The organism is Streptomyces sp. NPDC014894 (genome assembly GCF_043080985.1).
GTDB lineage: Bacteria > Actinomycetota > Actinomycetes > Streptomycetales > Streptomycetaceae > Streptomyces.
Map to the genome: position 1 here is coordinate 86,803 of NZ_JBIBWD010000001.1, position 24,792 is coordinate 111,594.

The window sequence follows — 24,792 nt, forward strand, 5'->3', positions numbered from 1 at the left end:
GTCTACGCAAGTCTCCCCCTGGAGATGAGCGAAGGGGACGAACGTGGCTCGTTCATCCGGCCGGGGGGTTGGTCGACAGGGTGTACGCATCCTGTCCCCCCGGGGTGTCGAAGTATGCCGTGGCTCCGCGCCCGAACTCAACGTTTCCCGTGGGAAGTTGAGGTTGACTTCGAGCCAACTCCAACTGCCACAGTGGCCGTATGACGACACCGCAGCGCACCATCGCCCTGGGCACCCTGGCCTTCGGCACCACCGTGGACGAGCCCACCTCCTTCGCCGTGCTCGACCGATTCGCCGAACTGGGCGGTACGGTGCTCGACACCGCGAACAACTACGCGTACTGGGCGGCCGGCGGAACCGGCGACGAGAGCGAGACCACCCTCGGGAACTGGCTCGCCCGGCGCGGTCTGCGGGACTCCGTGGTGCTCAGCACCAAGGCCGGCGGCCGGCCCGCCGTGTCCGGAGCCGGACCCGGCGGCGTCGAGGGCCTCTCCGAGAAGGCGCTCAGAGCCGCCGTCGAGGGCAGTCTGAGCCGGCTGAGAACCGATCGCGTGGATGTCTACTGGTCCCATGTGGAGGACCGGAACGTCCCCCTGGCGGAGACCGTCGGCGTCTTCTCCGACCTGGTGAAGGAGGGCAAGGCGGGGGAGCTGGGCGTCAGCAACCACGCCCTGTGGAGCGTGGAGCGCGCCCGCGCGCTCGCCGGGGACCGCCCGCGCTACACCCATCTCCAGTACCGCGACTCCTACCTCCAGCCGCGCTTCGACACCCCTCTGCCGTCCTCGGGCCACCGCCATGTCACCCCCGAACTCCGCGACTACGTGCGCGCCGAGGGCGATCTGCGGCTCTGGGCGTACAGCGCGCTGCTCTCCGGCGCGTACACCCGCGACGACGTGGAACTCCCGGCCGCCTACGACCACCCCGGCACCGGGCCCCGGCTCGCCGCCCTCCGCGAGATCGCCGCCGAGCTGGGCGCGAGCGTGAACCAGACCGTGCTGGCCTGGCTGCTCGACAGCGATCCGCCCGTCCTCCCCGTGGTCGGCGTCAGCGGGGTGGCGCAGCTGGAGGAGGTCATGGGGGCGCTCGCACTCCGCCTGGACGAGGACCAGCGCCGCCGCCTGGACGCGGCGGGCGTCTGAGCGGGCCGAGCCCGCGACCCGGAGCCGCGACCCGAAGCCGAGCCCGCGCCCCGGAGCCGCGACCCGAAGCCGAGCCCGCGCCCCGGAGCCGCGACCCGAAGCCGCGCCCCGGAGCCGTGAGCCGAAGCCGCGCCCCGGACCCGGACAGGCCCCACGCCCCCCGCGCCCCATCGCCTCCGGTTCGGCGATATCGCGCCGATAGCCGACCGATAACCGATCAATAATCACGCGATAACCGACCGATAACCGAGGGATAACCGACCGATACGGAGAGCGACTGAACTGTCCGTATGACGCTCTCCGTATCGGTGGTCATACCGGCCCACAACTCCGCCCGCACCCTGGCCGCCTGCCTGGACTCGGTCCACGCCCAGACCTGCCGGATCCACGAGGTCATCGTGGTGGACGACGCCAGCACCGACCGTACGGCCGAGATCGCCCGCACCCGCCCCTGCACGCTCCTGCGCCACGAGCGCAACCAGGGCGTCTCGGCCGCCCGGAACACCGGAATCCGGGCCGCCACCGGCGAGATCGTCTTCTTTCTCGACTCCGACGAGGCCCTCACCCCCGACTCCGTCGCCAACGCCCTCGACATCCTCCGCTCCGACCCCGGCTGCGGCTGCGTCCACGGGGTCATCGCCCCGGAACCGCTCTACGACGACGGGCCCGTCGAGCGGTACAAGGTCCTCCACGCCCACTGGTGGCGGATGCGCGGAGTCGGCGAGACCCAGACCGCGTTCCTGGCCCAGGCCGCCGTGCGGCGCGAGGTCTTCGACCGGATCGGCGGCTTCGACGAGAGCCTGCGCGACTCGGAGGACCTGGAGTTCAGCGACCGGCTCGCGCCCCACTACCGGATCATCCTCACCGACCGGATCGTCGCCCGCCACGACGAGGAGCACCGGCTGCTCCCGCTGCTCGCCGAGACCTACCGCCGGGCGCTGCTGCTGGTGCCCGCGCTGACCTCGGCCCGCCGCAGCGGCCGGCGGAACCTCACCGCCAACACCCCCGCCTCGGTGGCCGCGGCCGCCCTCTGTCTGGCCGCCCTGCCGCTGCTCCCGACGCGCCCCGCCGTCCCCGCCCTCGCCGCCGCCGGCTTCTGCGCGGCCAACCTCGGTCTGCTCCGGTTCGCCGCCCGCCGCCACGGACCCGCCTTCGCCGCCCGGGCCGCGGGCCTCCATCTCCTCGTCCACACCGCGCTGCTGACCGGGGCCGCCGTCGGCGCGGCCCGCACCGCCCTCGGCCCCGGGGCCCGCGCCCCCGCCCGCCCCGCAGCGCCCACGGCCCCGGCCGCGCCGACGGCAGCCCGCTCGGCCACGGGCCCCGCCGTACGCCCGGACGCCCCCCGGTGAGCGGCGCCCCCGACCCCGCCGCGAGCGCCGCGCGCCCCGCGCTGCCGCCCGCCCTGGACCGGATGCTGCGCCGGTTCCTCACCCCCGTGATCGTGCTGGCCGCGCTCATCGGTCTGGTGCTGCTGCTGCGGGACGAGGGACCCGCCGCCGCCCGCGCGTTCGCCCGCGCCGAAGCCGTACCGCTGCTCGCCGCGTCGGTCGCCGTCTATCTCGCCGGGCTGCTGCTCGCCGTGCACGCCTGGCGGGTGCTGGTCCCCGGCGAACACGGCGTCAAAGGGCTGACGGCGGCCCGGATCTTCTTCCTGGGGCAGCTCAGCAAATACGTCCCCGGCCGGATCTGGGGCCTGCTCACCCATGTCACCCAGGGCCGGGCGGCCGGCGTCCCCGGGGCCCGGATGACCTCCGCGTACGTCCTCACGCTCGCCCTGACCGTCCTCACCGGCGCGGGCGTCAGCCTGCTGGCCGCCCCCGCCGCCCTGCCCGGCCACTGGCCGTGGCTCCTCCTCCCCGCCCTCTGCTTCCTCGCCTGCGTCGTCCGGCCCGCCCTCGCCACCCGCCCGGTGACCGCGCTGCTGCGGCTCTTCCGGCAGACCGTGGAGCCGCCGTCCGACCGCGCGGTACGGCGGGCGATCCTGCTCGCCGTCGCCTCCTGGCTGATCTCCGGGCTCCATCTCTGGTTCCTGGTGCTGGCCCTGGACGGCCCCCTGTGGTCCGGGCTGACGACGGCGGTCGGCGCGTTCGCGCTGGCGGCGGTCGTCTCCAGCCTCGCGGTGATCGTCCCGGACGGCTGGGGCGTACGGGAGCTGACCATCACCGCCGCCCTGTCCACCGTCCTCCCGGCGGGGACGGCCGCCACGGCGGCCATCGCCAGCCGGGTCGTCTGCGTCGTCGCCGAGCTGGGCAGTTCGGCGGTCGTCCTCGCCTGGGCCCGACTGCGGCGGCGAGCCGCCCACCCGACCGCGCAACCCGCACCGACCCCGATGGGAGAACCCCGTGTACACCCTTGACGACGCGGAACACCTCGACATCGGAGAGGTCCACGACCTCTACCGCCGCCATGTGAACAAGAGCCAGGTCTCCCTCATGACCTCCTTCGGCTTCGGCCGCGAGCTGGTCGCCCACGCCGAGGGCCCCTATCTCACCCTCTCCGACGGCCGCCGCGTCCTCGACCTCACCGGCGGGGTCGGCGTGCTCAACCACGGCCACAACCACCCCCGGATCCTCGCCGCCCGCGAACGCTTCGCCCGCGAGAAGCGGATGGAGGTCCACAAGACCTACTTCTCGCCCTATCTCGCCGCCCTGTCCGCCAATCTGGCCGAGATCCTCCCCGGCGACCTCTCCATGTCCTTCCTGCCGAACTCGGGCGCGGAGGCCGTCGAGGGCGCGGTGAAACTGGCCTTCAAGTACCACAAGGGCGGCCGCGGGACCGTGCTGCGCGCCGACTGCGCCTTCCACGGCAAACTGCTCGGCTCCGGCGGGCTCACCGGCCAGAACGCCTTCGCCTTCCCGACGATCCCCGGGATCGACACCTTCCGCTACGGCGACCTCGGCTCGGTCCGCGACGCGGTGGCCGCCCACCCCGGCGACGTCTACGCGATCCTCATCGAGCCGTTCAGCGCCTCCACCGTCCAGCAGTGCTCCGAGGAGTTCCTGCGCGGCCTGCGCGAGCTGTGCACCCGCCACGACATCGTGCTGATCTTCGACGAGATCTACAGCGGCTGGGGCAAGACCGGCTCCCTCTTCCACTTCATGCGGTACGAGGGGCTCGTCCCCGACATCCTCACCACCTCCAAGTCCTTCGGCGGCGGCAAGTCCTCCATCTCGGCCTACATCGCCCGCGAGCCGGTGCTCCGCCGCGCCTACGACAATCTCGGCGACGCCCTGCTCCAGTCCACCTCCACCACCTACTACGGCTTCGGCGAGGAGTGCGCGACCGCGCTGGAGGCGGTGAACATCGCGGTGGAGGACGACTATCCGGCGCGCGCCCGCGCCCTCGGCGCGGTCCTCGAACCGGGGCTCGCCCGGCTCGCCAAGGAGTATCCCGAGGCCGTCGGACAGGTCACCGGCGCGGGCGCGCTCTGGGGCGTCTTCGTGGACGGCGGCCCGAAGATCCTCGACCTGGTCGCCAAGCTCGCCCCGGGCGGGCTCGCCCGCGACCCCGCGTTCAAGACCAAGCTGGTGACCTGCGCGGTGATCAACGCCCTCTACGAGGACCACGACATCTACGCGTACTACACCCTCAACGGCCGCAATCCGCTGGTCATCGGCCCCTCCCTCGTCACCCCGCCCGCCGAGGCCGAGCGGGCCGTCGACGCGCTGGGCGAGGTGCTGGGGCGTGGGCTGAACCGGCTGGTGACCCGATTCATCAAGCAGAAGGTGAGATCCCAGTGGTGATCACGATCACCGGCGCCGCCGGCATGCTCGGCTCCCGGCTCGCCGAACGCCTGACCGCCGACGGCCACCACGTCCGGGGCGTCGATCTGCGGGCCGCCCCCGGGGTGGAGTTCGTCGGCGACATCCGCGACCGCGCGCTGATGAGACGCGCGCTGGACGGCTCCACCGCGCTGGTCCACGCGGCGGCGGCGCTGCCCAGCTATCCCGACGAGCAGATCCGCTCCATCATCGTCGGCGGTACGGAGAACGTCTTCGCCGCCGCGAGCGCGGCCCGCACCCCGCGCGTCGTCCACATCTCCTCCACCGCCGTGTACGGGCTGCCCCGCCGGGTGCCGACCCCGGAGGAGTATCCCCGCGAGCCGGTCGACACCTACAGCCGCGCCAAGGCCGCCGCCGAGGAGATCGCCGAACGCCATCGCGCCGAGGGCATGTGCGTGCCGATCCTGCGGCCGAAGACCTTCGTCGGGCCCGGGCGGATGGGCCTCTTCTCGATGCTCTTCGAATGGGCGGAGGAGGGGCGGAACTTCCCCGTGCTCGGCAAGGGCGACGTCCGCATCCAGATGTTCGGCATCGACGATCTGACCGACGCCGTCGTCACCGTCCTCACCGCCCCCGACGCGGTCGCCAACGACACCTACAATCTCGCGGCGGCCGAGTTCCGCACCCTCCGCGAGGACTTCCAGGCCGTCCTGGACGCGGCGGGCCACGGCAAACGCGTCATAGGACTGCCCGCCCGCCCGGCCCTCACCGTCCTCGCCGGGCTCCAGCGGGCCAGGCTCTCCCCGGTGTACGGGCGGCTGCTCCACAAGCTCATGGACGACTCGTACGTCAGCATCGACAAGGCCGCCGCCCGGCTCGGCTTCACCCCCAAGCTCTCCAACGAGGACGCCATCCTCCGCACCTACGAATGGTGGCGCACCACCCACCACGAACGCCCCGTCGGCGCCGCCGCCGGCCGCACCAGCCGGGACCCGTGGAGCCAGGGCCTCCTCTCCGCCGCCAAGATCTTCTTCTGAGGCCGGCCATGACTCTGGCGAACGACGCCCCGAACGCCGCACCCACCCCTCCTCCTCCCACCCCGCGCGGTGCGCCCCCCTCGCCGCCTCACGGCGTCCCGCCCGCGCCGGGTGCTGTGCCCGGCCCTGTCCTCGCTGTGTCGCCCCCGCCCGCGCCTGCTTCCGCTCCTGCTCCCGCTCCCGCTCCCGGTCCCGGTCTCGGCCACGCGGCCGAGTCCACGCCTGTGCCGAGGGCCGGGCGCGCGCCCGCCCTCCGCGCCGCGCTCGCGCTCACCCGGCCGGGACAGTGGCCGAAGAATCTGCTGGTGGTGCCGTTGCCGCTGGTGGGGGCGGTCGGGGACTGGCAGGGGGTGGTGCGGGTCGGGCTGGCGATGGTGGCGTTCGTGTTGACGTCGGCGGTGGTGTACATCGTCAACGACATCGCGGACGTGGAACGGGACCGCAGGCACCCGGTCAAGAGACACCGCCCGCTGGCGGCGGGCCGGATGCGGATCCGGAGCGCGGTCGTGCTGGCCGGAGCGCTCACCGTGCTGCTGGCCTGGGCGCTGCTGGCGCTCGGCGCGGCCGCCTGGCCGATGCTGGTGTACCTCGCGCTGAACGCCGCGTACAGCTGGAAGCTCAAACACCTGCCGCTGCTGGACGTGTTCACGGTGGCGACCGGCTTCGTCCTGCGGCTGCTCGGCGGATACGCCGCCAGCGGCCGGCCCGTCGCGGGCTGGCTCGTGATGACGGTGCTGACGCTCTGTCTGCTGCTGATCCTGGGCAAGCGCCGCCATGAGATCGGCGTCTCGGGCACCGGACACCGCCCGGCCCTCGCGGGGTACTCGGCGCAGTTCCTGGATCTCGTCCTGGTGCTCTGCTCGGCCCTCACGATGGTCGGCTATCTCCTCTATCTGCGCTCCGAGTCCGGCTTCGCCACCGTCGCCCTGCTCACCGCCCCCTGCGCGCTGTTCGCGCTCTTCCGGTACCTCCAGATCGTGATCGTGCACAGCGAGGGCGGGGATCCCGTACGGACCCTGCTGCTCGACCGGGTGATGATCGCCAACTCCGCGCTCTGGGGCGGTCTGCTCCTCGTCTGCCAGACGGTCTGACCAGGTCCGGACCACCGCCCCGCCCCCGGCCCCCGCCGGAGCCCCGACCATGCCGCCCCTGCCGCCCCGCCCTCCCGAGCCCGAAGAGGACGCACATGCATGACCCCACCGTCTCCGTGGTCGTCCCCCTGTACAACGACCGCCGGACCGTCGATCTCTGTCTGCGCTCCGTACTGGCCCAGACCTACCCCGAGGTGGAAGTGGTCGTCGTCGACGACGCCAGCACCGACGACTCCGCCGCCCTGGCCGCCGCCCACCCCGTCACCCTGATCCGCGCGGAGCGCAACGGCGGCCCGGGGGCCACCCGCAATCTCGGCGTACGGCACAGCAGCGGCGAGATCGTCTTCTTCCTGGACGCCGATCTCACGATGCACCCGGACGCGGTCGCCGAGGCGGTCGCGCTCTTCGCCGAACACCCGGACTACGGGGCGGTGTTCGGCATCCCCGACAAGGAGCCCCTGTTCCCCGAGGGCTTCGTGGGGCAGTACCGCATCCTCCAGTACCACTACTGGCGCAAGAGCGCCGAAGGGCTGGTCAGCGGCGGCTTCTACGCTCTCGGCGCGGTCCGCAGGGCCGCCTTCGAGGAGGCCGGCTGGTTCAATCCCGCCCTGCGGCAGACCGAGGAGATCGACCACGCGGAGCGGCTCGCCGCGCGCTTCCCGCTGCTGCTGACCTCGCGGATACGGGGCCGGCTCTCCGACGAGAGCCGGCTGCGCCCGCTGCTGCGGAAGGCGTTCGTCCGCAGCAGGCTGCGGGTGCCGTTCTATCTCGACCGGGGCCGGGCGATGCGCGGGATGGAGACCGGCGGCCGGGCCGCGGCCTCCGTCCTCGCGGCCCTCGCCCTGGCCGCCCTGCCGCTCACCCCCTGGTGGCCCCCGGCCGCGGCCGTCTCGGCGCTCGCGCTCGCCGGGTTCGTCCTCGCGGACCTGGGCCAGTACGGCTTCGTACGGCGCGAGCGCGGCGCCGTCTTCCTGCTGCGGTTCACGCTGGCGCATCTGCTGGTGAACGCGGTGGTGGTGGCCGGCCTGGCGGCGGGGCTCGCGCAGTACGCCGTCAGCCGCCGCTTCCGCCGCCTCTACGCCCCGCCCCTCGCCCCCGCGGGCACCCCATGACGGCCCCCCGCCCGGCCCTCCCCGAGAAACGGCCCGCACCGGCCGACGCCGACGAACCCCGCCCCGGGAGAGGACCCGCGCCCGCCCACGGACCCGCGCCCGCCCACGGACCCGCGCCCGCCCACGGACCCGCGCCCGGCGACGGACCCGCGCCCGGCGACGGACCCGCGCCCGGCGACGGACCCGCGCCCGAGGACCGGCCCGGGGCCCCGCCCCGCCCCGGCGCACGGCCCCCCGGCGACAGCCCCGCCCCCGAGCACCACCCCCACCCCACCGCCCGCGCCCTCCGGCTCTGGTACGGCCGGGTCCTCCTCGTGCTCGTCGCCGCCTGGCTGCTGTACGCCGTCGTACGGTGGCTGCTCAGCGGGCGGTGGCACTGGGCCATCCCGCTGGACGCCGCCCCGCCCCTCTTCCTGGTCGCCGTCCCCGCCCTGCTGCTCCTCGCCACGGCCGCCGCCTGCGGCCGGCGCCGTACCTGGGCGGCCGGCGCCGCCCTCGCCGCCCTGCTGCTCGGGCTCACCACCGGCTCGGGGCTCAACTGGCCGGCGCTCTGGCGCGGCGAGCGCCCGGTGCCCCCCGGGGCGCTGCACATCGTCTCGCTCAACACCCAGTACTGGGGCCAGACCGCCGGGACGGACAAGCTCTACGCGCTGCTGCACCGGCAGAAGGCGGACGTCTACCTCCTCCAGGAGCACATCGGCTGGACGGCGGGCCGGGGCGAGAAGGGCTACTTCCGGCTCGACGACGACGCCCGGCTCCGCGCCGAGTTCCCCGACCACCACATCGCCCGGCGCGGCGAACTCCTCACCCTCTCCCGATTCCCGATCGTCGCCCGCCCCCCGGTCGGCCCCGGGGCCGACCTCGCCGCCGACGCTCCCTTCGAGCGGGTCTTCCTCCGGGACAAGGTCATGCGTACGGACCTGCGCGTCGGGGAAAGGATCTTGAGCGTCTACAACGTCCACATCACCGTTCAGCTCGCGCTCGACCTCGATCCGTTCTCCGGTTTTGACTTCGACGCGTACTTCCGAAGGAAGTTCGCCTGGCGGCAGGAGGAGTTCCGTGGCCTGGAACGGGACCTGGCAGACAATCCCCACCCCGTGCTCGTCTCCGGGGACTTCAACTCCACCGCCTCCATGCGCGAGCTGGCCCGGCTGCGCGACCGCGCCGACGACGCCATCCGCGCGAACACCGACTTCCTCCCCCTGAGCTGGAAGTTCCCCGCCCGCGCGGACTTCGAGGGGAACGCCGCGCTCCACCGGTCGTACCCGCTGTGGCGGCTGGACTGGACCTTCACCGAAGGACCGGTCCAGGTCCACCGCTACGACTTCCGCCCGACCGACGGCATCTCCGAACACCGCATGCAGGACCTGTGGCTCTCGCTGAAGCACTGAGCCGCCCGCCGACGTGCCCGCACCCACCGAAAAGGAGCATCGCCTTGCACAAGCAGTCCTCCGCCACCGCCCCCGAGCCCTCCCGCACCCTGCTGGAGCGCGCGCCGGTGCTGCGCCGTTCGCTGAACCGGCTGGAGCAGCGCAAGCCGCTGGCCTTCGGCATGGTCATGTGGGCGTTCGGGCTGGCCAAGCCGGTCTTCATGGACCATGTGGTGACCCCGGAGCCGCGCGCCGAGCTGACCGAGGTGCGCGAGCTGCTGGAGAAGAACCGGGACCGGTACGCCGACCGGCTGCGCGGCTTCCTCGACCACACCGACCGGCTGGCCCGGATCCCCCTGCGCGGTGTGGAGAAGGCCTCCACCGCGTACTGGGGCAACACCTGGCTCTCCCCGCTGGACGCGCTCTCGCTGTACGGATTCCTCGCCTCCGAGCGCCCGGCCCGCTATCTGGAGGTGGGCTCGGGGAACTCGACCAAATTCGCCCGCCGGGCCATCGACGATCTGGGCCTGGCCACCCAGATCATCTCCATCGACCCCCAGCCCCGGGCGGGCATCGACCATCTCTGCGACCGGGTCGAGCGGGTGCCGCTCCAGAACGCGGATCTGAGGGTCTTCGAGGAGCTGGAGCCGGGGGACGTCCTCTTCCTGGACGGCTCGCACCGGCTGCACATGGGCTCGGACGTCATGGTGTTCTTCTTCGAGCTGCTGCCCCGGCTCAAGCCCGGAGTCCTCGTCCATGTCCACGACATCATGCTCCCCGCGGACTACCCGGAGTCCTGGCGGTGGCGGCACTACTCGGAGCAGTATCTGCTCGCCGCGATGATGACGGCCGCGCCCCAGCGCTTCGACGTGGAACTCCCCAACGCCTTCATCCACGCCGATCCGGAACTGCGCCGGATCCTCGACCCGCTCTGGCGGCGGATCGGCGTCACCCAGCACTTCGACCCGGGCTCCTTCTGGTGGCGGCACGCGGCCTGACCCGCACACCGTCCACCCCGCCCACCTCGCGCACCGCACCGCCGGATCCACCCGGCGCCCGCCGGCCGGACAGGGGATCCCCCGTCCGGCCGGCTCCGGCGTCCCCGCCGGGCGCGCTAGCGCAGACCGCTCACGGACTGGTGGTCCTGAGCCGTCCGGTGCGGATCCCTGGGACCCCGGATCGGAGTGCCCACCGGGAGCTGGGGCCACCGCGCCGGGGCCCGGCCCCCGGTCACGTTCTCGACCCCGAGGAGGATCGCCTGTTCCAGTCCGCGCAGCTCCGCGCCCGGGTCGACGCCGAGTTCGTCGGCGAGATCCGAGCGCACCTTGCGGTAGACGGCCAGCGCCTCGGCCGTCCGCCCCGACCGATAGAGGGCCAGCATGAGCTGGGCGTGCAGATGCTCACGGAAGGGGTGTTCCCGCACCAGCTCGGCCAGTTCCCCCACGAGGTCCTCGTGCCGTCCGAGATCCAGCTCCAGCCGCACCCGCTGCTCGATCGCCCGTAAGCGGCCCTCTTCTAATCGGCGCGCGCCCGACTCCACGGCCGGGCAGTCGAGCCCGGCGAGCGCCGGACCGGTCCACCGGCCGAGCGCCCGGCGCAGTTCCGTCACGGCCTCGGCGGCCAGACCCTCGGACGCCAGTGTCCGGGCCTGTGCCACCTCTTCCTCGAAGACGGCGGAGTCCAGCTCCCCCGGGCCCAGCCGCAGCCGGTACCCGGAGGGGTGTGTCTCGATCAGGCCGGGAGCCCCGGCCTCCGTGATGGCCCTGCGCAGTGCGGAGACACAGATCCGGATCTGTGTCCGGGCGCTCGCCGGGGGCGAGGAGCCCCACACCGCGTCGACCAGCCGGTCGAGTGGAACAGCCCAATTGGCCTCCAGCGCCAGAATGGCCAGAATTATCTGTGATCGCCTGCCCCCAACGGGGACCGGAGTCCCCTTGACGGCGACTTGTAGCGGGCCGAGAACATGAAAGAGCACAGCAGCTACCCCAGTCTGTTTCTTTCAAGCAGTCATCTGAACCGATCCCCCGATCCCCCCGATGAAGCTGCTCAGCGCCTCCACAGCCCCCACCCCGTCGCCCTGAAAACGCCGAAGGCCCGCCTGTGGGGCTGGAGTTGACTCAAAGAGCACAAAGGGAAGCCTGGTGTAGACCAGAAAAACTGTCAAGGGTATATGGGTGCAGACGGTTTCGTTCAGCCCGTTCAAGACGAGTCGGCGGAAAGCCCCCTCCCCGGACATGGCCCCGGACATGGATGTGCCCCGCTCCGGAGAGGTCCGGTGCGGGGCACGGGGGTGTGGTGGTGCGGGGGTGGCTCAGTGCTGGGCGGCGTAGGAGACGAAGCCGGTCCACGCGGTGGGGGAGAGGGCGAGCTGGGGTCCCTGCTCGACCTTGGAGTCCCGGACGTGGACGGTGCCGGGGCAGGCGGCGACCTCGACGCAGTCGTCGCCCGAGCCGCTGCTGTAGCTGGACTTGTGCCAGGAAAGCGCCACCTCGACGCAGTCTCCGGAGCCGCCGCTGCTGTAGCTGCTCTTGAACCAGGACAGGTGAGTCGTGCTCATAGTGCTCCTCGGATCCGCTGCAACAGGCTCACGGAGTCTTCAAAGGAGAGAGCCTGCGAACGCATCCTGGCATACCGCATCTGGAGCATGCTGACCACCTTGGGCTCGGAGATGAGCAGCCCGCTTTCCTGTCCCTCGCAGTAGGCGTACCAGCGGTTCTCCGGCGTTTCGAGCAGCTGCATCGGCCCGTCCAGCCCGGCATGACTCTCCCGTACCAGGGGCATGAGCTGGACCTCGATGTTCCAGAGCTGGGCGAGGTCGAGGACATGGTCGATCAGGTCCCGGGTGACCTCCGCGCCGCCCATGCACCGATGGAAGAGCTGCTCTTCGAGGATGAAGTTGTACGCGGTGTTCTCGCGCTCCCGCAGCAGCCGCTGCCGCTCCAGCCGGGCCTTGAGCTGGGTCTCGATCTGCCGTGCGCCCAGCGGCGGCAGCTGGTTCACGAACAACGTCCGCGCGTACGCCTCGGTCTGGAGCAGCCCCGGGATCAGTCGGCACTCGTACGTATTGAGACTGATCGCCTTCCCCTCCAGCCGGGCCCACTGCCGGAACCAGGCCGCGAGGCCCGGCTGCCGGGAGAGATGCTCGACGGACTTCCGCAGCGCCCCCGTGTTGCCGAGCAGCTCCTCCGCCCGCTCGATGAACGGCTTGTCCGGCATCCGCCGGCCCAGCTCGATCGAGACGACCGTATGGCGCGAGTACCGCACCAGGGGCGCGAACTCCTCCCGCGAGTAGCCGTGGTGCTCGCGCAGCGCCGACACCACCGCGCCGAACGTCCGCATGCTGTCCGACGACTCCGGCTCTCCGCCGACCGAGGTCGAGCCGCACGCGACGGCCTCCGCTTCGTCGTCCGTACCACTCGTGCCGTCCGTCATCCCGGACACCTCCCGCGCACCCGTCCCGCCCTGCACTTCGAACGCGGCCATCGTTACGGGCTGTTATGGATACTGTCTACCCTCCGCGCATGTACGCTGACTTGCAGTACACGGCTCTGGCCTGGAGGAAGCGGCTGGAATCCCGCCACATTGGGCGCATGAGAACCCCCACTTCGCCCCAGCAGGCCGTCACCGTACGTGTGTTCGTGCGGCGATTCGCCGCCACCCGCCTCGGCGCCCGCACCGCCCGTCTCGCCGCCGTCGGGCAGCTCGCCGACTGGGGCGTGGCCCGTGACACCGACGTGTCCGACGTCGTCTCCGTCATCGTCGGCGAACTCACCGCCAACGCGGCGACGCACGGCAAGGTCCCCGGCCGCGACTTCGAACTGCGGCTCCTCCTCGGCCCCGGCACCCTCTGCGTCGAGGTCTCCGACACCCGGGGCGAGGTCCGCCCGCCCTGCCCCGGCGAGATCCCCGTACCCGCCCCCGAGTCCGAGAGCGGACGGGGCATGGTGCTGGTCGCGGCCCTCGCGGACCGCTGGTCGGTGACCGACCGGGTCCCCGTCGGCAAGACCGTACGCGCCGAAGTCGATCTCTGAGCCGCCCGCCCCGCCGCCCTGCGGCCGGCGCGCGTCAACCGGGCGACAGTCGGTGAATTCGGGTGGAAACAGATGATGGTCGGACCTGGTCAAAAGCGTGAACGATTCAGTGCGCCGATATTGAAGATGCCGGTCCGCACTGGGATTCTTGACCTGTGTTGAAGAAACTCTGCGCCTGCGGAGCTGTGCTGATGAAGTCCCCACCGCTGCTATTGACCTTCTGTCTGTTTCTGGTGGTCGGGGGGATCGTCGCGGTGCGCGCGACGGAGAGCGGCTCCGCACCGAAGGCCGGAGAATATGTCGACTTGGCGAGTATCCCGTTCTCCGTCGAGCCGCCGCAGGGCCCAGACGCTTCCGCCGGGACTTTCACCGTGGAATGCGGACGCAATGAGAAAGGGCACTACAACACGGACAATGTGGTGACCTCGCCCGGACTCGTGGGCGGGGCTCACCACACACACGACTATGTGGGCAATGTGTCGACCAATGCCCTCTCCACCGACCGGAGCCTCGCCGCCGCCGGGACCACCTGCGAGGACGGCGACCGGTCGGCGTACTACTGGCCGGTGCTGCGCCGCCTCGACCGGGCGGGGACGGACGCCGACGCCCACGGGGGCGGACGGCACGGCAACGCGGGGGAGATCCTCCGGCCGTCCTCGGTGCGCGTGGAGTACCACGGCAGTCCGGCCGGCAAGGTGATCCCCATGCCCCGCTTCCTGCGCATGATCACGGGCGATCCGCAGGCTCTGACCAACGGGGACGGACAGGTCCGGGCGCAATGGGGCTGCGCGGGCCACCCGGACCGCTTCGCCGTCGAGTACCCGCGCTGCCCGGCCGGTCTGGGCCCCACCCGTACGCTCGACTTCCCCAGTTGCTGGAACGGCCTCCACACCGACAGCGAGGGGCATCGCGCCCATGTGGCCTTCCCCGGACCGGACGGGGCCTGCCCGCCGCGCACCTTCGCCGTGCCGCGGCTGCGGATCACCCTCACGTACGATCTGCCGCCGTCGACGCCGTTCGCCGTCGACTCCTTTCCCCGGCAGAAGCGCCATCCCAAGACGGACCACGCGATGTTCATCAATGTCATGACGGAGCGCCGACAGGCCCGGCTGGTGGCCTGCCTCAACGAGGGTCGGCGCTGCCGCCCCACACCCTGATTCGGCCAAACCGGCCCGTGAACCGCCGCCGCCGGCGGGCCGTGTTGACCGCATCGGCCCAGCAGAGGACGGAGTGAGTGGATGGCGGCCCTGTGGTCCCGCACTCGGCAGAGAACGAGTGACGAAGTGCTGATTAGGGCTCTCTACGAGGAACACGGCCGGGCTCTGCTGGCCTACGCGCAGCGGCTGACGGGAGATCGCAGCACGGCCGAGGACGTCGTTCAGGAGACGTTGATCCGGGCCTGGAAACATCCCGACGCGCTGGCCAATGGGAAGGGATCGGTGCGAGGCTGGCTTCTCACCGTGGCCCGTAACATCGTCACGGACCGATTCCGCGCCAAAAAGGCCCGCCCCACCGAAGTGGCGGAGTCCCACACCAATGGGCCGGTGGAAAAGGATCACGCGGAGTCCGTGGTGGACTCGGTGCTGGTGATGGAGGCTCTCGGGAGACTGTCGCCGGACCATCGCGAGGTGCTCATGGAGATCTACTTCCATGGGCGCACCGTGGCGGAGGCGGCCAAGACTCTGGGAATACCGGCCGGAACCGTCAAATCCCGTTCACACTATGCGCTCAAGGCCCTGAGAGAGCTGTACACCGAGAATCCCAGAGCGGCGAAGCCGGTCGTGGTGAAGGAGGCGGCTGCGTGAGCCCCCAGCGGCATGACGGCGAACTGCTCGGAGCCTATGTGCTCGGCGTTCTGGACGAGCGGGAGGAAAGGGCCGTCGAATCGCATGTCCGGGTCTGCCAGGAATGTCGCGATGAGGTCGCTGTACTGAGGGAGTGGGAGGCCCGGCTCGGCGAGGTGCCGCCCGAGGCCTTCCTCGACGGGCCGCCGGACGGCGGCGATCTGCTGCTCCACCGAACGCTGGGCCGGGCCCGGGAGGAACGCCGTTCGGCCGAGTGGCGCCAAAGACTCGCGCTGGCCGCCGTCGCGGTGGTGGCGACGGCGGCGGTGCTCGGCGGGGGATACGCGGTGGGCCGGACGACGGGCGGGCCCCCGCCCGCCGCCCGGCCCACGGTGACGGTCTCGCCGACCGCCGCCCCGCAGCCCGCCGGCACGGTGGTGACATCGGCGAAGGACCCGCGCACCGGGGCGCGGCTGGTGGTGCGGATGACCCCGGCGGCGGACTGGGTCCGGCTCAACGCGGCCGTCAGCGGGGTCCCGGCGGGGGAGCGGTGTCTGCTGGTCGTCGTCGCCAGGAACGGGGAACGGGTGGTCGCGGGGAGCTGGCTGGTGGGCAGCGCGGAGAAGGGGGCCAATCTGGACGGCTCGGCGGCGGTGGCGCGGGACGACGTCGCGGAGATCGTGGTGGAGAGCGCGTCGGGGAAGAGATATGTGGCGGCGTCGATGACCTATGAGACCGATGTCCCTTCATGAACTTTCCATGGTTCCTATGCCGCTTGTGCCGTTCGTGCTGTTTATGTTGCTTGTTTCGCTTGTGATGCTTGTGCCGAACGGGCCGCCGTTCCGGCCGTGGTGAAGATGTCCGGCCCTCGTTCCCGCTCCGGTGAGGATGTCCGGCCGTCGGGCGGGTGGTGAACCGGACGGGCGCGGGGAACGTGAACCGGTTGTCGGGGACCGAGGGTCCGGACCGAGGGGCCCGATTCCGTACCCGTACCGCCTCAGCTTTCGTCCCGGCTCTCATCTCCACCTCACCTGCCGGCCTCATGCTGGCCCCGCTCAGGAACGCACTCTCACCCTGACTCTCACTCTCGTACCGTCCGTGAAAGGACGAAGAAGATGCGCAGACTCTTCTCGACCGGCCCCGCCGTCGCCCTCGCCGTGGTCGCCTGTGTATCCGCCGCACCGCCCGCCGACAGCGCGGGCGGCGCGGGCGCGGAGCCCGTACAGAGCACGCCCAGCCCCGCCGGAGCGCCCACGCACCCGGTGACCGGCAAGGCGCTGGAGGACCGGCCCGAGGACCGGGCCTCGCTGGTGGCACGGCTGGACGGCGCCCAGCCGGTGCGGGGGCCGCGGGGCGAGGACGTGGGCGACCGGGACGGCCGAGCGACCGCCCTGGTGAAGATCAGGGACAACCGGATCACCTTCGCGTTCAGCTGGGAGGGCGTCTCCACGCCGACCCTCGCCCATATCCACCGGGGCGCGCCCGGGACCAACGGCGAGCCGGCCGTGGGCCTCTTCACCTCCCCGATGCCCGAGGGCGTGCACTCCGCGGCCGGGCAGACCACCCTCATCGACGCGGACCTCGCGGAGGAACTGCGCACCAGTCCGCGCGAGTTCTACGTCAGCCTCCAGAACGCCGAGTTCCCCGGCGGCGCCCTCCGCGCCCAGCTCGAACCGCTCGCCGAACGGGTCAATCCGCTGAGCTTCGTCAAGGGCGGCCAGCTGCGCGGACACGCCTCGGGCGGGCAGGCGGTCCCGATCGGCGACGTCCGGGCCGTGGGGGATCCGGACGGACACGCCGTCACCTTCCTGCACCCCGGGCGCGCGTCGCTCGGCTACTCGATGGCCTGGGTCAATCTCGCGCCGCCGTCCTCGGCCCACGTCCACCGGGGCGCGCTCGGCCGCAACGGCCCGGCGGCGGTGCCGCTCTTCACCTCCCCGGTGCCGCGGAACGTGTTCGCGCTCTCCGGCGAGGTTCAGGCGAAGGACGCGGGGCTGCTGCGCGGGCTCAGCTCCGGTGCGAGTGGTTTCTACGCCAATGTGCGTACGCAGGAGTTCCCGGACGGGGCCGTACGAGGTCAGCTCTTCCGCTGACGGCCGTCTCCTCGACGGTCCGGCCCACCTCGGCCGAAGCCCCGCCGGTGTGTCTGTGCCGGCCGCGCTTCGGCCCCGTACCGGCGATGCCCTCCGCCCTCCGGGCGTGTTTTCCGCATCCCGTGCCGGTGGACGGACGAGGCCCGGCGGGCCCGGCATCGGCGAGAACCCTTGACGGGAGGGTCGGTCGGCGATTCCTTGGGGGCGGGCGTCGGCCCGACGGGCGCGTCCTCGGCCGCCTCGACGACCGCCGAGGAAGAGAGACCCCATGGCACGCCAGCACCCCAACCCGCGACTGGCCGCCCTGCTCCACGAGGCGGGCTGGGGCCCGGCCAAGCTCGCCCGCGCGATCAACGACCTGGGCGCGGCGCAGGGCCTCTCGCTGACCTACGACCGCTCGTCGGTCGCCCACTGGCTGACCGGCTCCCGCCCCCGGCCCCCGATCCCGGAGCTGGCGGCGTCGGCGCTGAGCCGGGGCGCGGGCCGGCTGGTGACGGCGGAGGAGACGGGGCTGCTGAGGGAGGGGAACGGGATTCCGGCCGGAGGTCTGGCGTCGGAGGGTCTCGGGGCGGGCGGGCTTCCGTCGGGAGGTCCGGCGGTCGAGGGTCTCCCGGTCGACGGTCCCGCGTCCGAGGGCCTCCCGGCCGGTGGTCCCGCGTCCGGCGGTCTGACGTCCGGCGGTCTGACGTCCGGCGGTCTTGCGCTGGAAGGTCCCTTGTTCGGCGGTGTCACGCCCGGCGGGAACGTCGTCGTACGGCTGGCCGAGCTGTGCCGGGCCGACGCCGTGCCCATACGCCGGGCCCGCCTGGCGAGCACCGCGTACAGCCTCGCCGCGACCGCCGCGCCCGCCTGGAACCCGCGCGAGCACGGGCTGTCCGTACCGCCGACGCGCGGCGGGCGCCGCCGGGCGACCCCCGAAGCCGTGGCGCGGCTGCACCGGATGACCGCCGTCTTCGCCGACCTCATGGAGCGGCACGGCGGCGCCCACGCCCGTTCCGCGCTGACCGCCTACCTGGCGGAGGACACCGTCCGGCTGCTCACCGCCCAGGGGACCCCGGAGCTGCGCCGGGAGCTGTTCACGGGCGCGGCGCAACTCGCCCATCTGCTCGCCAGGATGAGCATGGACGCCGGCAGCCCCAGCCTCGCCCAGCGCTACTTCACCGCCGCGCTGGACCTCGCCCGCGAGGCCGACGACCGCAGGCTGTACGCGATCACCCTGCGCGCGATGAGCCTCCAGGCGCTGCACCTCGGATTCCGCGAACACGCCTGGCATCTCGCCGAGGCCGCGATCGACACGGCGGGGCCGGGGGCGGATCCGTCGACCCGGGCGTTCCTGCTGAGCCAGCGGGCCGTCGTCCACGCCTACGCCCGCCACCGGCGCGAGGCCGTGAACGACCTGCGGACCGCCGAGATCCAGCACGACCGGGCCACGAGCCCCGGCGGACCGTTCGACGCCTACCCCCGGCCCGGACTCGACTTCCAGCGGGGGCAGGCGCTCAGCGCCCTCGGCGACACGGCCCAGGCGGCGCAGGCCCTGACCGTCGCCGCCGAGGCCCGCGCCGACGACCGCCACCGGCCGCTCGCGCTCACCCGGGCGCGGCTCGCCGAGACGCTGCTGCCGCTCGGCCGGCTGGAGGAGTCCTGCGTGCACTGGCACGCCTTCCTCGACCACTACCCGAGCCTGCGCTCGGCCCCGGCGGACCAGGCTCTGACCCAGCTGGGGGCGTCATTGCGCGCCTTCCGGCGGCAGCCGCAGGCCGCTGCCGTGCTGCGGCGGGCACGGGGTGTCGTGCGCAGCCCGTGACGGCTCCCGGGCCTCGTGCCCGTCCCGGTCCGTGCTCTGATCCGTGCTCTGTTCCTCGTTCTGATTCTTGTTCCGATTCTCGTTCTGTTTCCGGGGTTCGCCGGGGGCCGTGATCGGGGCGAAGGCGAAGGGATCGTCCATGCCCGCTGTCTAAGCCCGGCCGCGCCCCGGCACGTCCTCTCACGCCCGGGCGGCGCGGACATGCACCCGCAGAATCGATTCCCGTGTGCTCCATCCGCCCACATATGCCATAGGACTAGTACAAGGCTCCCGGGGGCGGCGCGAGTCCGGGGCGCGGGCCGCCGTCCCGGTCGCCGTCCCGCTCGCCGTCCCGGTCGCTCTCCAGGAGTGTGAGCAGACACGCCACGGCGAGCAGCAGCCCGGCGCACCCGCCGAACACCGACACCGCGCCGGCGACCCCGCCCACGCCCGAGGCGAAGACCCCGCCCGCGAGCAGATGCCCCGTACCCACCCAGGCCGCCGCCAGGGCCGGCGCCGAACGCCCGGGCCCCCGCCCCCGTACCAGCCGCAGCGCCCCGGCCGTCCCGCACAGCGCCACCACCCCGCCGACGCACACGAAGGTCCGCTGCGCCGCCGTCAGCGAGCCGTCGCCCCCGAGCGCCTGAACGATCTGCGCGACTCCGGCGACGGCGGCGACGAGGGACGCGCCCCGGACGAGGAGGAGCTGCAAGGCCCGGGTGGCGGCCTGGGGCTTCCCGTCAGGCGTTCCGTGGGCCCGGGATACGAAGGCCGTGGGCCAGCGGTCCCGGGCGTACAGCGCGAACGCCCAGATCAGCGTCACCGCCTGCACGGTGAACCCCCCGTACACGACCCCGAACACCCACCCGCTCAACTCGGGCCCCGCGCCCCCGCCGTCACCGTCCGGCACCGCCGAGCCGCCCACCGCGCTCTGGATCGCCATCCCGAGCGGAACCCCCAGCAGGATCGGCCCGAGCAGCCCCGCGCCCACCCACATCGGCCCCAGCACCGCCCACGCCGGCAGCCGCCGCCCCCACGGATACGCGAACGCCACGGCGACCACCACCGCGACCAGCTCCATCCCCAACGTCACCGCGTTCGCCGCCCGAAACGCCGCCCCGTGCATCTCCTCCCGCGCCGCTCCCCTCAACCCCACATCCCCACCCGCCAACCACACCGCCTTCAACCCCACATACGGCACACACGCTCCAACCGTCACCCAGCACAGCCGTCCCCGCACACCCTGAGTCCTTCTCACTCTCTCCATCCCCCCACGCTCCCCCGCCCTCCCCCCACCCACATCCACCCCCAGCCCCACCCCCCTCCACCCCCCGACGGAGCCCTCCTCCTCCCCAGGTCGCCCCACTCTCCACCCGGGGCAATTCCCAGCCCCGCGCGGGCAATTCCCAGCCCCTCCGGTGCGGTCAATCTCTGCCTCGCCTGGTCAACTCCCAGCCCCTCCGACACGCCTCATCCCTGCCTCTCCCAGGCAATTCTCAGCCCCTCCGACGTTTGAGGAGCGGGGCCCGGGGCTGGCCCCGGCGGGGGCCCGCGCTCCTCGGGCGACCTGTGCGCCGTGGAGCCTGACGGGGCGGTCATCCGAGCCTGACGGGGCGGTCAATTCTCAGCCCCTCCGGCGATTGAGGAGCAGGGTCCGGGGCAGCGCCCCGGCAGGGGCCCGCGCTCCTCGGTCGACCTGTGCGCCGTGGAGCCTGACGGGGCGGTCATCCGAGCCTGACGGGGCGGTCAATTCTCAGCCCCTCCGGCGATTGAGGAGCGGGGCCCGGGGCAGCGCCCCGGCAAGGTCCCGCGCTCCTCGGTCGACCCGTCCCCCGAGGAACCCGACCGGACGGTCACCCCCCTCCAGCCCCCCGGCAAGCCCCCCCACCCCCCGTTAGGGTGATGCCACGTGGCGTGACAGCGACGGCGGCGACGCCGGGGGACGGGGACCGAATGCCGGGGCGCGGGGAACGCGGACGCAGGGCGAACATCGTGCGCTACTGGCGCGCGGTCGAGATGTTCAGCCCCCAGAAGGTCGGCAAGCCCGCCCCCCGCACCGGCATGCACCCGGTCGACGCCACCACCCCCCCCTGGGACCCCTCCCACCCGTCCCGCAGACAGCCGATCGCCCCCACCATGACCCGCCAGCACACCGTCTACTGCGGCGTATACCCCATCGCCTCGGTACGCGACGTCCTCCTCGACGTCTTCGGCGGCGACGCCGAGGACCACGACGGACGCCTCGACGGCGACAGCGCCATGCTCGCCTTCGAGGTCACCGACGAGGGCCTCCTGATCCAGGACTCGCTCACCTTCTCCGCCTGCGCCTGGGCCACCGGCCGCGCCCGTAAACCCGGCCCCGGCTCCCGCTCCTGGCTGGAGGGCTTCGAGGAGGAGGCGGGGGAGTGCGAGCGCACGGTGCTCCAACTGGGCGACGGAAAGCTCGACATCGTCGACCTCGCCCCGCGCGGCGCGACCGCCTTCGCCGGGCTCGCCTGCCGTCTCGCGGCCGAGACCGTGGGCGGCGCACTCGTACCAGGTCTCGCCCCGGTCCTGGGCGAGATGGCGGCCGGCCTCCTCGCCGACGCGGCCCTCCGCCGCACGGCCGCCGCCGTGGCGGCCCGGCCGCACGACACGGCCGTACCCGACACCGGGACCGCCGACGCGGACGACGCACCCGACATAGCCGACGCAGACGACGACAACGACGACAACGACGACGACGACAACGACGACGAGGCCACCGACGCCCCCCGCCTCGGCCACACCCCCCTCACCGTCCGCCACCTCTCCGCCCTCACCCGCTGGCTCGCCGACCGCTTCGGCGTCACCGACGACCTCCGGCCCCACACCGTACGAGTGCAGACCCGCCTGGTCTCCCAGCGCAAGGCGGGCCGCGCGGGGGGCTCCGACTTCCTCAACAGCTTCATCGCCGCCGACCTCGACCTCGTCGCCCGCAAGCTGGACGCCCGGGACCCGGGCCGCGCCCTCACGGAGTATCTGACCGCCTCCGCCGCGATCCGGACGGCCGACCGCGTCGATCTGCGCGAGCACCCCGAGGCCGTACTGGCGGGCGTGCACCCCACCCGCTTCCCCCTCGGCCGCTGGCCGGCCAGGACCGAACACCCCCTGGTACTGAGCCAGCAGTTCGCCGTGAACGCCATCATGGAGCGGCTCGCCGACGGCGAGGGCCTGTACGCGGTCAACGGCCCGCCCGGCACCGGCAAGACCACCCAGCTGCGCGACCTGGTCGCGGCCGTACTGGTCCGGCGCGCCGAACGCCTCGCGGAGCTGGCCCGCCCCGACGACGCCTTCCGGGACGCCCCGCTGCGCTGGAGCACCGGCGGCTACCCCCGCTCCCTGCGGCGGCTCAAGCCCGAACTCACCGGCCACGAGATGGTGATCGCGTCGGCGAACAACGGCGCGGTGGAGAACGTCTCCATGGAGCTGCCCGCCGCCGCGTCCGTCGCGGACGAGTGGCGGGACGAGGCGTCGTTCTTCCCCGAGCAGGGCGGACTGCTGCTCGGCGGCGAGCCGGCCTGGGGCACGCTCGCGGCCCGGCTGGGCAACAAGGGGAACCGGCAGGAGTTCCGTAACGCGTACTGGTTCGGACCGCCGAAGCCGAAGAACCGGGCCCGGGGCCGTGACCGGGCGGCCGGGGCCGGCCCCGTACCTCCCGCCGAGGAGATCCCCGGCATGCGCGAACTGCTCGGCCGGGCCGCAGCGCAGGGCGCCGCCCCGGCCGACTGGCGGGACGCCGTACGCCGCTTCCGCGAGGCCCGCCGGACCGTGCGGGAGCTTCAGGAGGAGCGGGGCCGCGCGGCCGACGCCTTCGAGGCGTACGAGGAGTGCCGGGCCGCCGTGGAGCGGCTCGGCCGCGCCGTGGACGCCGCCGGGCGGACGCTGCGGGCCCTGCGGGAGCCCCTGGCGCGGGCCCGCGCCGAGCGTCTGACGGCCCAGACCGTTCTGGAGGACCGCGCCGAGCGCCGCGACCGCCACGAGGAGACCCGGCCCGGCCTGCCGGCGGTCGTGTTCTCGCTGGGCGGGGCCCGGCGGACCTGGGAGAGCGAACACCGGCTCCTCACGGAGGCGGTGCGCCACGCCCGTACCGCCGCCGAGGACGCCACCCGGCGGCTCGCGGCACAGGAGCGGGCCGAGCACCTGGCCCGCGCGGAGCACACCCGGCTGTCCGGGGAACTCGACGGGGCGAGGGCGCGGGCGGCCGGCGTCGAGCGGACGACGGCGGACGCCGCGCGGCGCTGGGGCCCGTATCTGCCGGGCGCGGGGGAGTCCGGCGCGCCCGGCGGTCCCGGCCCCGGTCCCGGTGCTCCCGGTGCTTCCGGTGCGGAGGCCCCCGGAGCCCGCACCCCGGAGGACCTGCGCGAGCTGTCCTCGCCCTGGTCGGACCCGGAGTTCACACGGGCCCGCACCCGGCTCTTCCTGGCCGCGACGGACCTGCACCGCGCGTTCCTCCTCGGGGCCGCCGACCGGATGCGCAAGAACCTGGACGCGGCCATGGACGTCCTGTGCGGCGACGCCCCCGCCACCCTCCCCGCGGCGACCGTCCTCGCGGCCTGGCAGAACCTCTTCCTCGCCGTCCCCGTCGTCTCCACCACCTTCGCCTCGCTGGACCGGATGTTCACGGGCCTCGGCCCCGGCGCGCTCGGCTGGACCCTGATCGACGAGGCCGGGCAGGCGACCGCGCAGATGCCCGTCGGCGCCCTGTGGCGCTCCCGGCGCGCGGTCGTCGTCGGCGACCCGCTCCAGCTGGAGCCGGTGGTCGCCCTCCCGCACACCGGCTCGCAGGCACTGCGCAGGACGTACGGGGTGGACGAGGAGTGGTCCCCCTCCCGGACCTCGGCGCAGCGCGTCGCGGACCGGCTGAACCCGTACGGCACCTGGCTGCCCGCGCCGGACGACAGCGGGACGGGCCGGGTGTGGGTCGGATCTCCGCTGCGGGTCCACCGCCGCTGTGACGAACCGATGTTCGGCATCAGCAACGAGATCGCGTACGAGGGCCTCATGGTCCACGGGGTCGCGCGCTCCGACGACTACGCGGTGGCGCGGCGCGGTGTGTGGTGGCACGTTCCGGCGGGCACGGCCGAGGGGAAGTGGAGTCCGGCGGAGGGCGAGGCGGCGAACGTCATCGTGCACCGTCTGATGGATCAGGGCCTGGAGCCCGGGGAGATATTCGTCGTCAGCCCCTTCCGCGATGTCGTGGCGGGGCTCTCGCGGAGCCTGTGCCGGGCGGTCCCGCGCGAGCGGATCGGCACGGTCCACACGACCCAGGGCAAGGAGGCGGACGTCGTCCTGCTGGTCCTCGGCTCGGCCGCCCGGCCGGGCCCGCGCGTCTGGGCCGCGTCGACGCCGAATCTGCTGAACGTGGCGGTGAGCCGGGCCCGTCGACGCCTGTTCGTCGTGGGCGACCACGACGCCTGGCGCACCCACCGGCACTTCGACGTCCTGGCCCGCGACCTCCCGCTCACCTCCCCCGAGGACCGCACGAGAATGCGCACCCTCGCCCCGGCCCGCCTCCCCCACCCCTGCCGCTGCTGACCCGGCCCCGGCGCCCGAGGCCCCGTACCCCGTGTCCCGCACCCGGCGGACCCGCACTCCGAGGACCCGCGCCC

20 protein-coding genes are annotated in these 24,792 nt (G+C 73.0%); 16 read left to right on the top strand and 4 right to left on the bottom strand.

Annotation, left to right across the window (positions count from 1 at the left end):
• Nucleotides 1–200 precede the first annotated feature (200 nt).
• From ACF089_RS00375 to ACF089_RS00415, 9 genes are all read left to right on the top strand, one after another.
• Entirely contained in the window at nt 201–1,139 is a 939-nt protein-coding gene (locus tag ACF089_RS00375; protein WP_392019768.1) for an aldo/keto reductase, read from the top strand.
• Between the two features lie 290 nt (nt 1,140–1,429).
• Nucleotides 1,430–2,488, top strand: coding sequence for a glycosyltransferase family 2 protein (locus ACF089_RS00380; protein WP_392019770.1), 1,059 nt, complete (start codon nt 1,430–1,432; stop codon nt 2,486–2,488).
• Entirely contained in the window at nt 2,485–3,495 is a 1,011-nt protein-coding gene (locus ACF089_RS00385; RefSeq protein ID WP_392019773.1) for a lysylphosphatidylglycerol synthase domain-containing protein, read from the top strand. The genes ACF089_RS00380 and ACF089_RS00385 overlap by 4 nt, the downstream gene beginning before the upstream one ends.
• On the top strand, nt 3,482–4,882 hold the full coding sequence (locus ACF089_RS00390) for an aspartate aminotransferase family protein (RefSeq protein WP_392019775.1): 1,401 nt from the start codon (nt 3,482–3,484) through the stop codon (nt 4,880–4,882). The genes ACF089_RS00385 and ACF089_RS00390 overlap by 14 nt, the downstream gene beginning before the upstream one ends.
• A complete protein-coding gene (locus ACF089_RS00395) occupies nt 4,876–5,898 on the top strand; it encodes an NAD-dependent epimerase/dehydratase family protein (RefSeq protein WP_392019777.1) in 1,023 nt (340 codons plus the stop codon). Before ACF089_RS00390 ends, ACF089_RS00395 begins: the two co-directional genes overlap by 7 nt.
• Nucleotides 5,899–6,122: 224 nt before the next feature.
• Entirely contained in the window at nt 6,123–6,989 is an 867-nt protein-coding gene (locus ACF089_RS00400) for a UbiA prenyltransferase family protein (protein WP_392019780.1), read from the top strand.
• A gap of 95 nt (nt 6,990–7,084) precedes the next feature.
• On the top strand, nt 7,085–8,101 hold the full coding sequence (locus ACF089_RS00405) for a glycosyltransferase family 2 protein (protein WP_392019783.1): 1,017 nt from the start codon (nt 7,085–7,087) through the stop codon (nt 8,099–8,101).
• Nucleotides 8,098–9,492, top strand: coding sequence for an endonuclease/exonuclease/phosphatase family protein (locus ACF089_RS00410; protein ID WP_392019785.1), 1,395 nt, complete (start codon nt 8,098–8,100; stop codon nt 9,490–9,492). The genes ACF089_RS00405 and ACF089_RS00410 overlap by 4 nt, the downstream gene beginning before the upstream one ends.
• Before the next feature lie 44 nt (nt 9,493–9,536).
• On the top strand, nt 9,537–10,469 hold the full coding sequence (locus ACF089_RS00415) for a class I SAM-dependent methyltransferase (RefSeq protein ID WP_392019787.1): 933 nt from the start codon (nt 9,537–9,539) through the stop codon (nt 10,467–10,469).
• 116 nt (nt 10,470–10,585) lie between these two features.
• On the opposite strand, the gene ACF089_RS00420 is transcribed toward ACF089_RS00415, so the two are convergent.
• From ACF089_RS00420 to ACF089_RS00430, 3 genes are all read right to left on the bottom strand, one after another.
• The gene (locus ACF089_RS00420) at nt 10,586–11,446 is read right to left on the bottom strand and encodes a BTAD domain-containing putative transcriptional regulator (RefSeq protein ID WP_392019790.1); all 861 of its coding nucleotides are present in this window, start codon (nt 11,444–11,446) and stop codon (nt 10,586–10,588) included.
• Between the two features lie 336 nt (nt 11,447–11,782).
• On the bottom strand, nt 11,783–12,028 hold the full coding sequence (locus ACF089_RS00425; protein ID WP_392019792.1) for a DUF397 domain-containing protein: 246 nt from the start codon (nt 12,026–12,028) through the stop codon (nt 11,783–11,785).
• Complete coding sequence (locus ACF089_RS00430; protein WP_392019795.1) at nt 12,025–12,903, bottom strand: Scr1 family TA system antitoxin-like transcriptional regulator; 879 nt, start codon at nt 12,901–12,903, stop codon at nt 12,025–12,027. The genes ACF089_RS00425 and ACF089_RS00430 overlap by 4 nt, the downstream gene beginning before the upstream one ends.
• A gap of 158 nt (nt 12,904–13,061) precedes the next feature.
• Between ACF089_RS00430 and ACF089_RS00435 the strand changes: the two genes are divergently transcribed.
• From ACF089_RS00435 to ACF089_RS00460, 6 genes are all read left to right on the top strand, one after another.
• On the top strand, nt 13,062–13,502 hold the full coding sequence (locus ACF089_RS00435) for an ATP-binding protein (protein WP_392019798.1): 441 nt from the start codon (nt 13,062–13,064) through the stop codon (nt 13,500–13,502).
• 191 nt (nt 13,503–13,693) lie between these two features.
• Nucleotides 13,694–14,659, top strand: coding sequence for a DUF1996 domain-containing protein (locus ACF089_RS00440; protein WP_392019800.1), 966 nt, complete (start codon nt 13,694–13,696; stop codon nt 14,657–14,659).
• A gap of 81 nt (nt 14,660–14,740) precedes the next feature.
• Nucleotides 14,741–15,307 (top strand): sigma-70 family RNA polymerase sigma factor, encoded by a 567-nt coding sequence (locus ACF089_RS00445; protein WP_392019803.1) that lies wholly within the window; start codon nt 14,741–14,743, stop codon nt 15,305–15,307.
• Nucleotides 15,304–16,038: an anti-sigma factor family protein gene (locus tag ACF089_RS00450; RefSeq protein WP_392019805.1), complete on the top strand. Its 735-nt coding sequence runs from the start codon at nt 15,304–15,306 to the stop codon at nt 16,036–16,038. Before ACF089_RS00445 ends, ACF089_RS00450 begins: the two co-directional genes overlap by 4 nt.
• A 363-nt stretch (nt 16,039–16,401) precedes the next feature.
• Nucleotides 16,402–17,379 carry a CHRD domain-containing protein gene (locus ACF089_RS00455; protein WP_392019808.1) on the top strand — a complete coding sequence of 326 codons (978 nt, stop codon included), beginning with the start codon at nt 16,402–16,404 and terminating at the stop codon, nt 17,377–17,379.
• A gap of 268 nt (nt 17,380–17,647) precedes the next feature.
• Complete coding sequence (locus tag ACF089_RS00460; protein ID WP_392019810.1) at nt 17,648–19,183, top strand: hypothetical protein; 1,536 nt, start codon at nt 17,648–17,650, stop codon at nt 19,181–19,183.
• Between the two features lie 256 nt (nt 19,184–19,439).
• On the opposite strand, the gene ACF089_RS00465 is transcribed toward ACF089_RS00460, so the two are convergent.
• The gene (locus ACF089_RS00465; protein WP_392019813.1) at nt 19,440–20,318 is read right to left on the bottom strand and encodes a hypothetical protein; all 879 of its coding nucleotides are present in this window, start codon (nt 20,316–20,318) and stop codon (nt 19,440–19,442) included.
• A gap of 758 nt (nt 20,319–21,076) precedes the next feature.
• On the opposite strand from ACF089_RS00465, the gene ACF089_RS00470 reads away from it, so the two are divergent.
• Nucleotides 21,077–24,718, top strand: coding sequence for an AAA domain-containing protein (locus tag ACF089_RS00470; RefSeq protein ID WP_392019816.1), 3,642 nt, complete (start codon nt 21,077–21,079; stop codon nt 24,716–24,718).
• The last annotated feature ends 74 nt before the right edge of the window (nt 24,719–24,792 follow it).

Coding starts and splice junctions, on each gene's coding strand:
- ACF089_RS00375 (WP_392019768.1), top strand. CDS start 201: ATGACGACACCGCAGCGCACCATCGCCCTGGGCACCCTGGCCTTCGGC.
- ACF089_RS00380 (WP_392019770.1), top strand. CDS start 1,430: ATGACGCTCTCCGTATCGGTGGTCATACCGGCCCACAACTCCGCCCGC.
- ACF089_RS00405 (WP_392019783.1), top strand. CDS start 7,085: ATGCATGACCCCACCGTCTCCGTGGTCGTCCCCCTGTACAACGACCGC.
- ACF089_RS00410 (WP_392019785.1), top strand. CDS start 8,098: ATGACGGCCCCCCGCCCGGCCCTCCCCGAGAAACGGCCCGCACCGGCC.
- ACF089_RS00425 (WP_392019792.1), bottom strand. CDS start 12,028: ATGAGCACGACTCACCTGTCCTGGTTCAAGAGCAGCTACAGCAGCGGC.
- ACF089_RS00430 (WP_392019795.1), bottom strand. CDS start 12,903: ATGACGGACGGCACGAGTGGTACGGACGACGAAGCGGAGGCCGTCGCG.
- ACF089_RS00435 (WP_392019798.1), top strand. CDS start 13,062: ATGAGAACCCCCACTTCGCCCCAGCAGGCCGTCACCGTACGTGTGTTC.
- ACF089_RS00440 (WP_392019800.1), top strand. CDS start 13,694: ATGAAGTCCCCACCGCTGCTATTGACCTTCTGTCTGTTTCTGGTGGTC.
- ACF089_RS00445 (WP_392019803.1), top strand. CDS start 14,741: ATGGCGGCCCTGTGGTCCCGCACTCGGCAGAGAACGAGTGACGAAGTG.
- ACF089_RS00455 (WP_392019808.1), top strand. CDS start 16,402: ATGCGCAGACTCTTCTCGACCGGCCCCGCCGTCGCCCTCGCCGTGGTC.
- ACF089_RS00460 (WP_392019810.1), top strand. CDS start 17,648: ATGGCACGCCAGCACCCCAACCCGCGACTGGCCGCCCTGCTCCACGAG.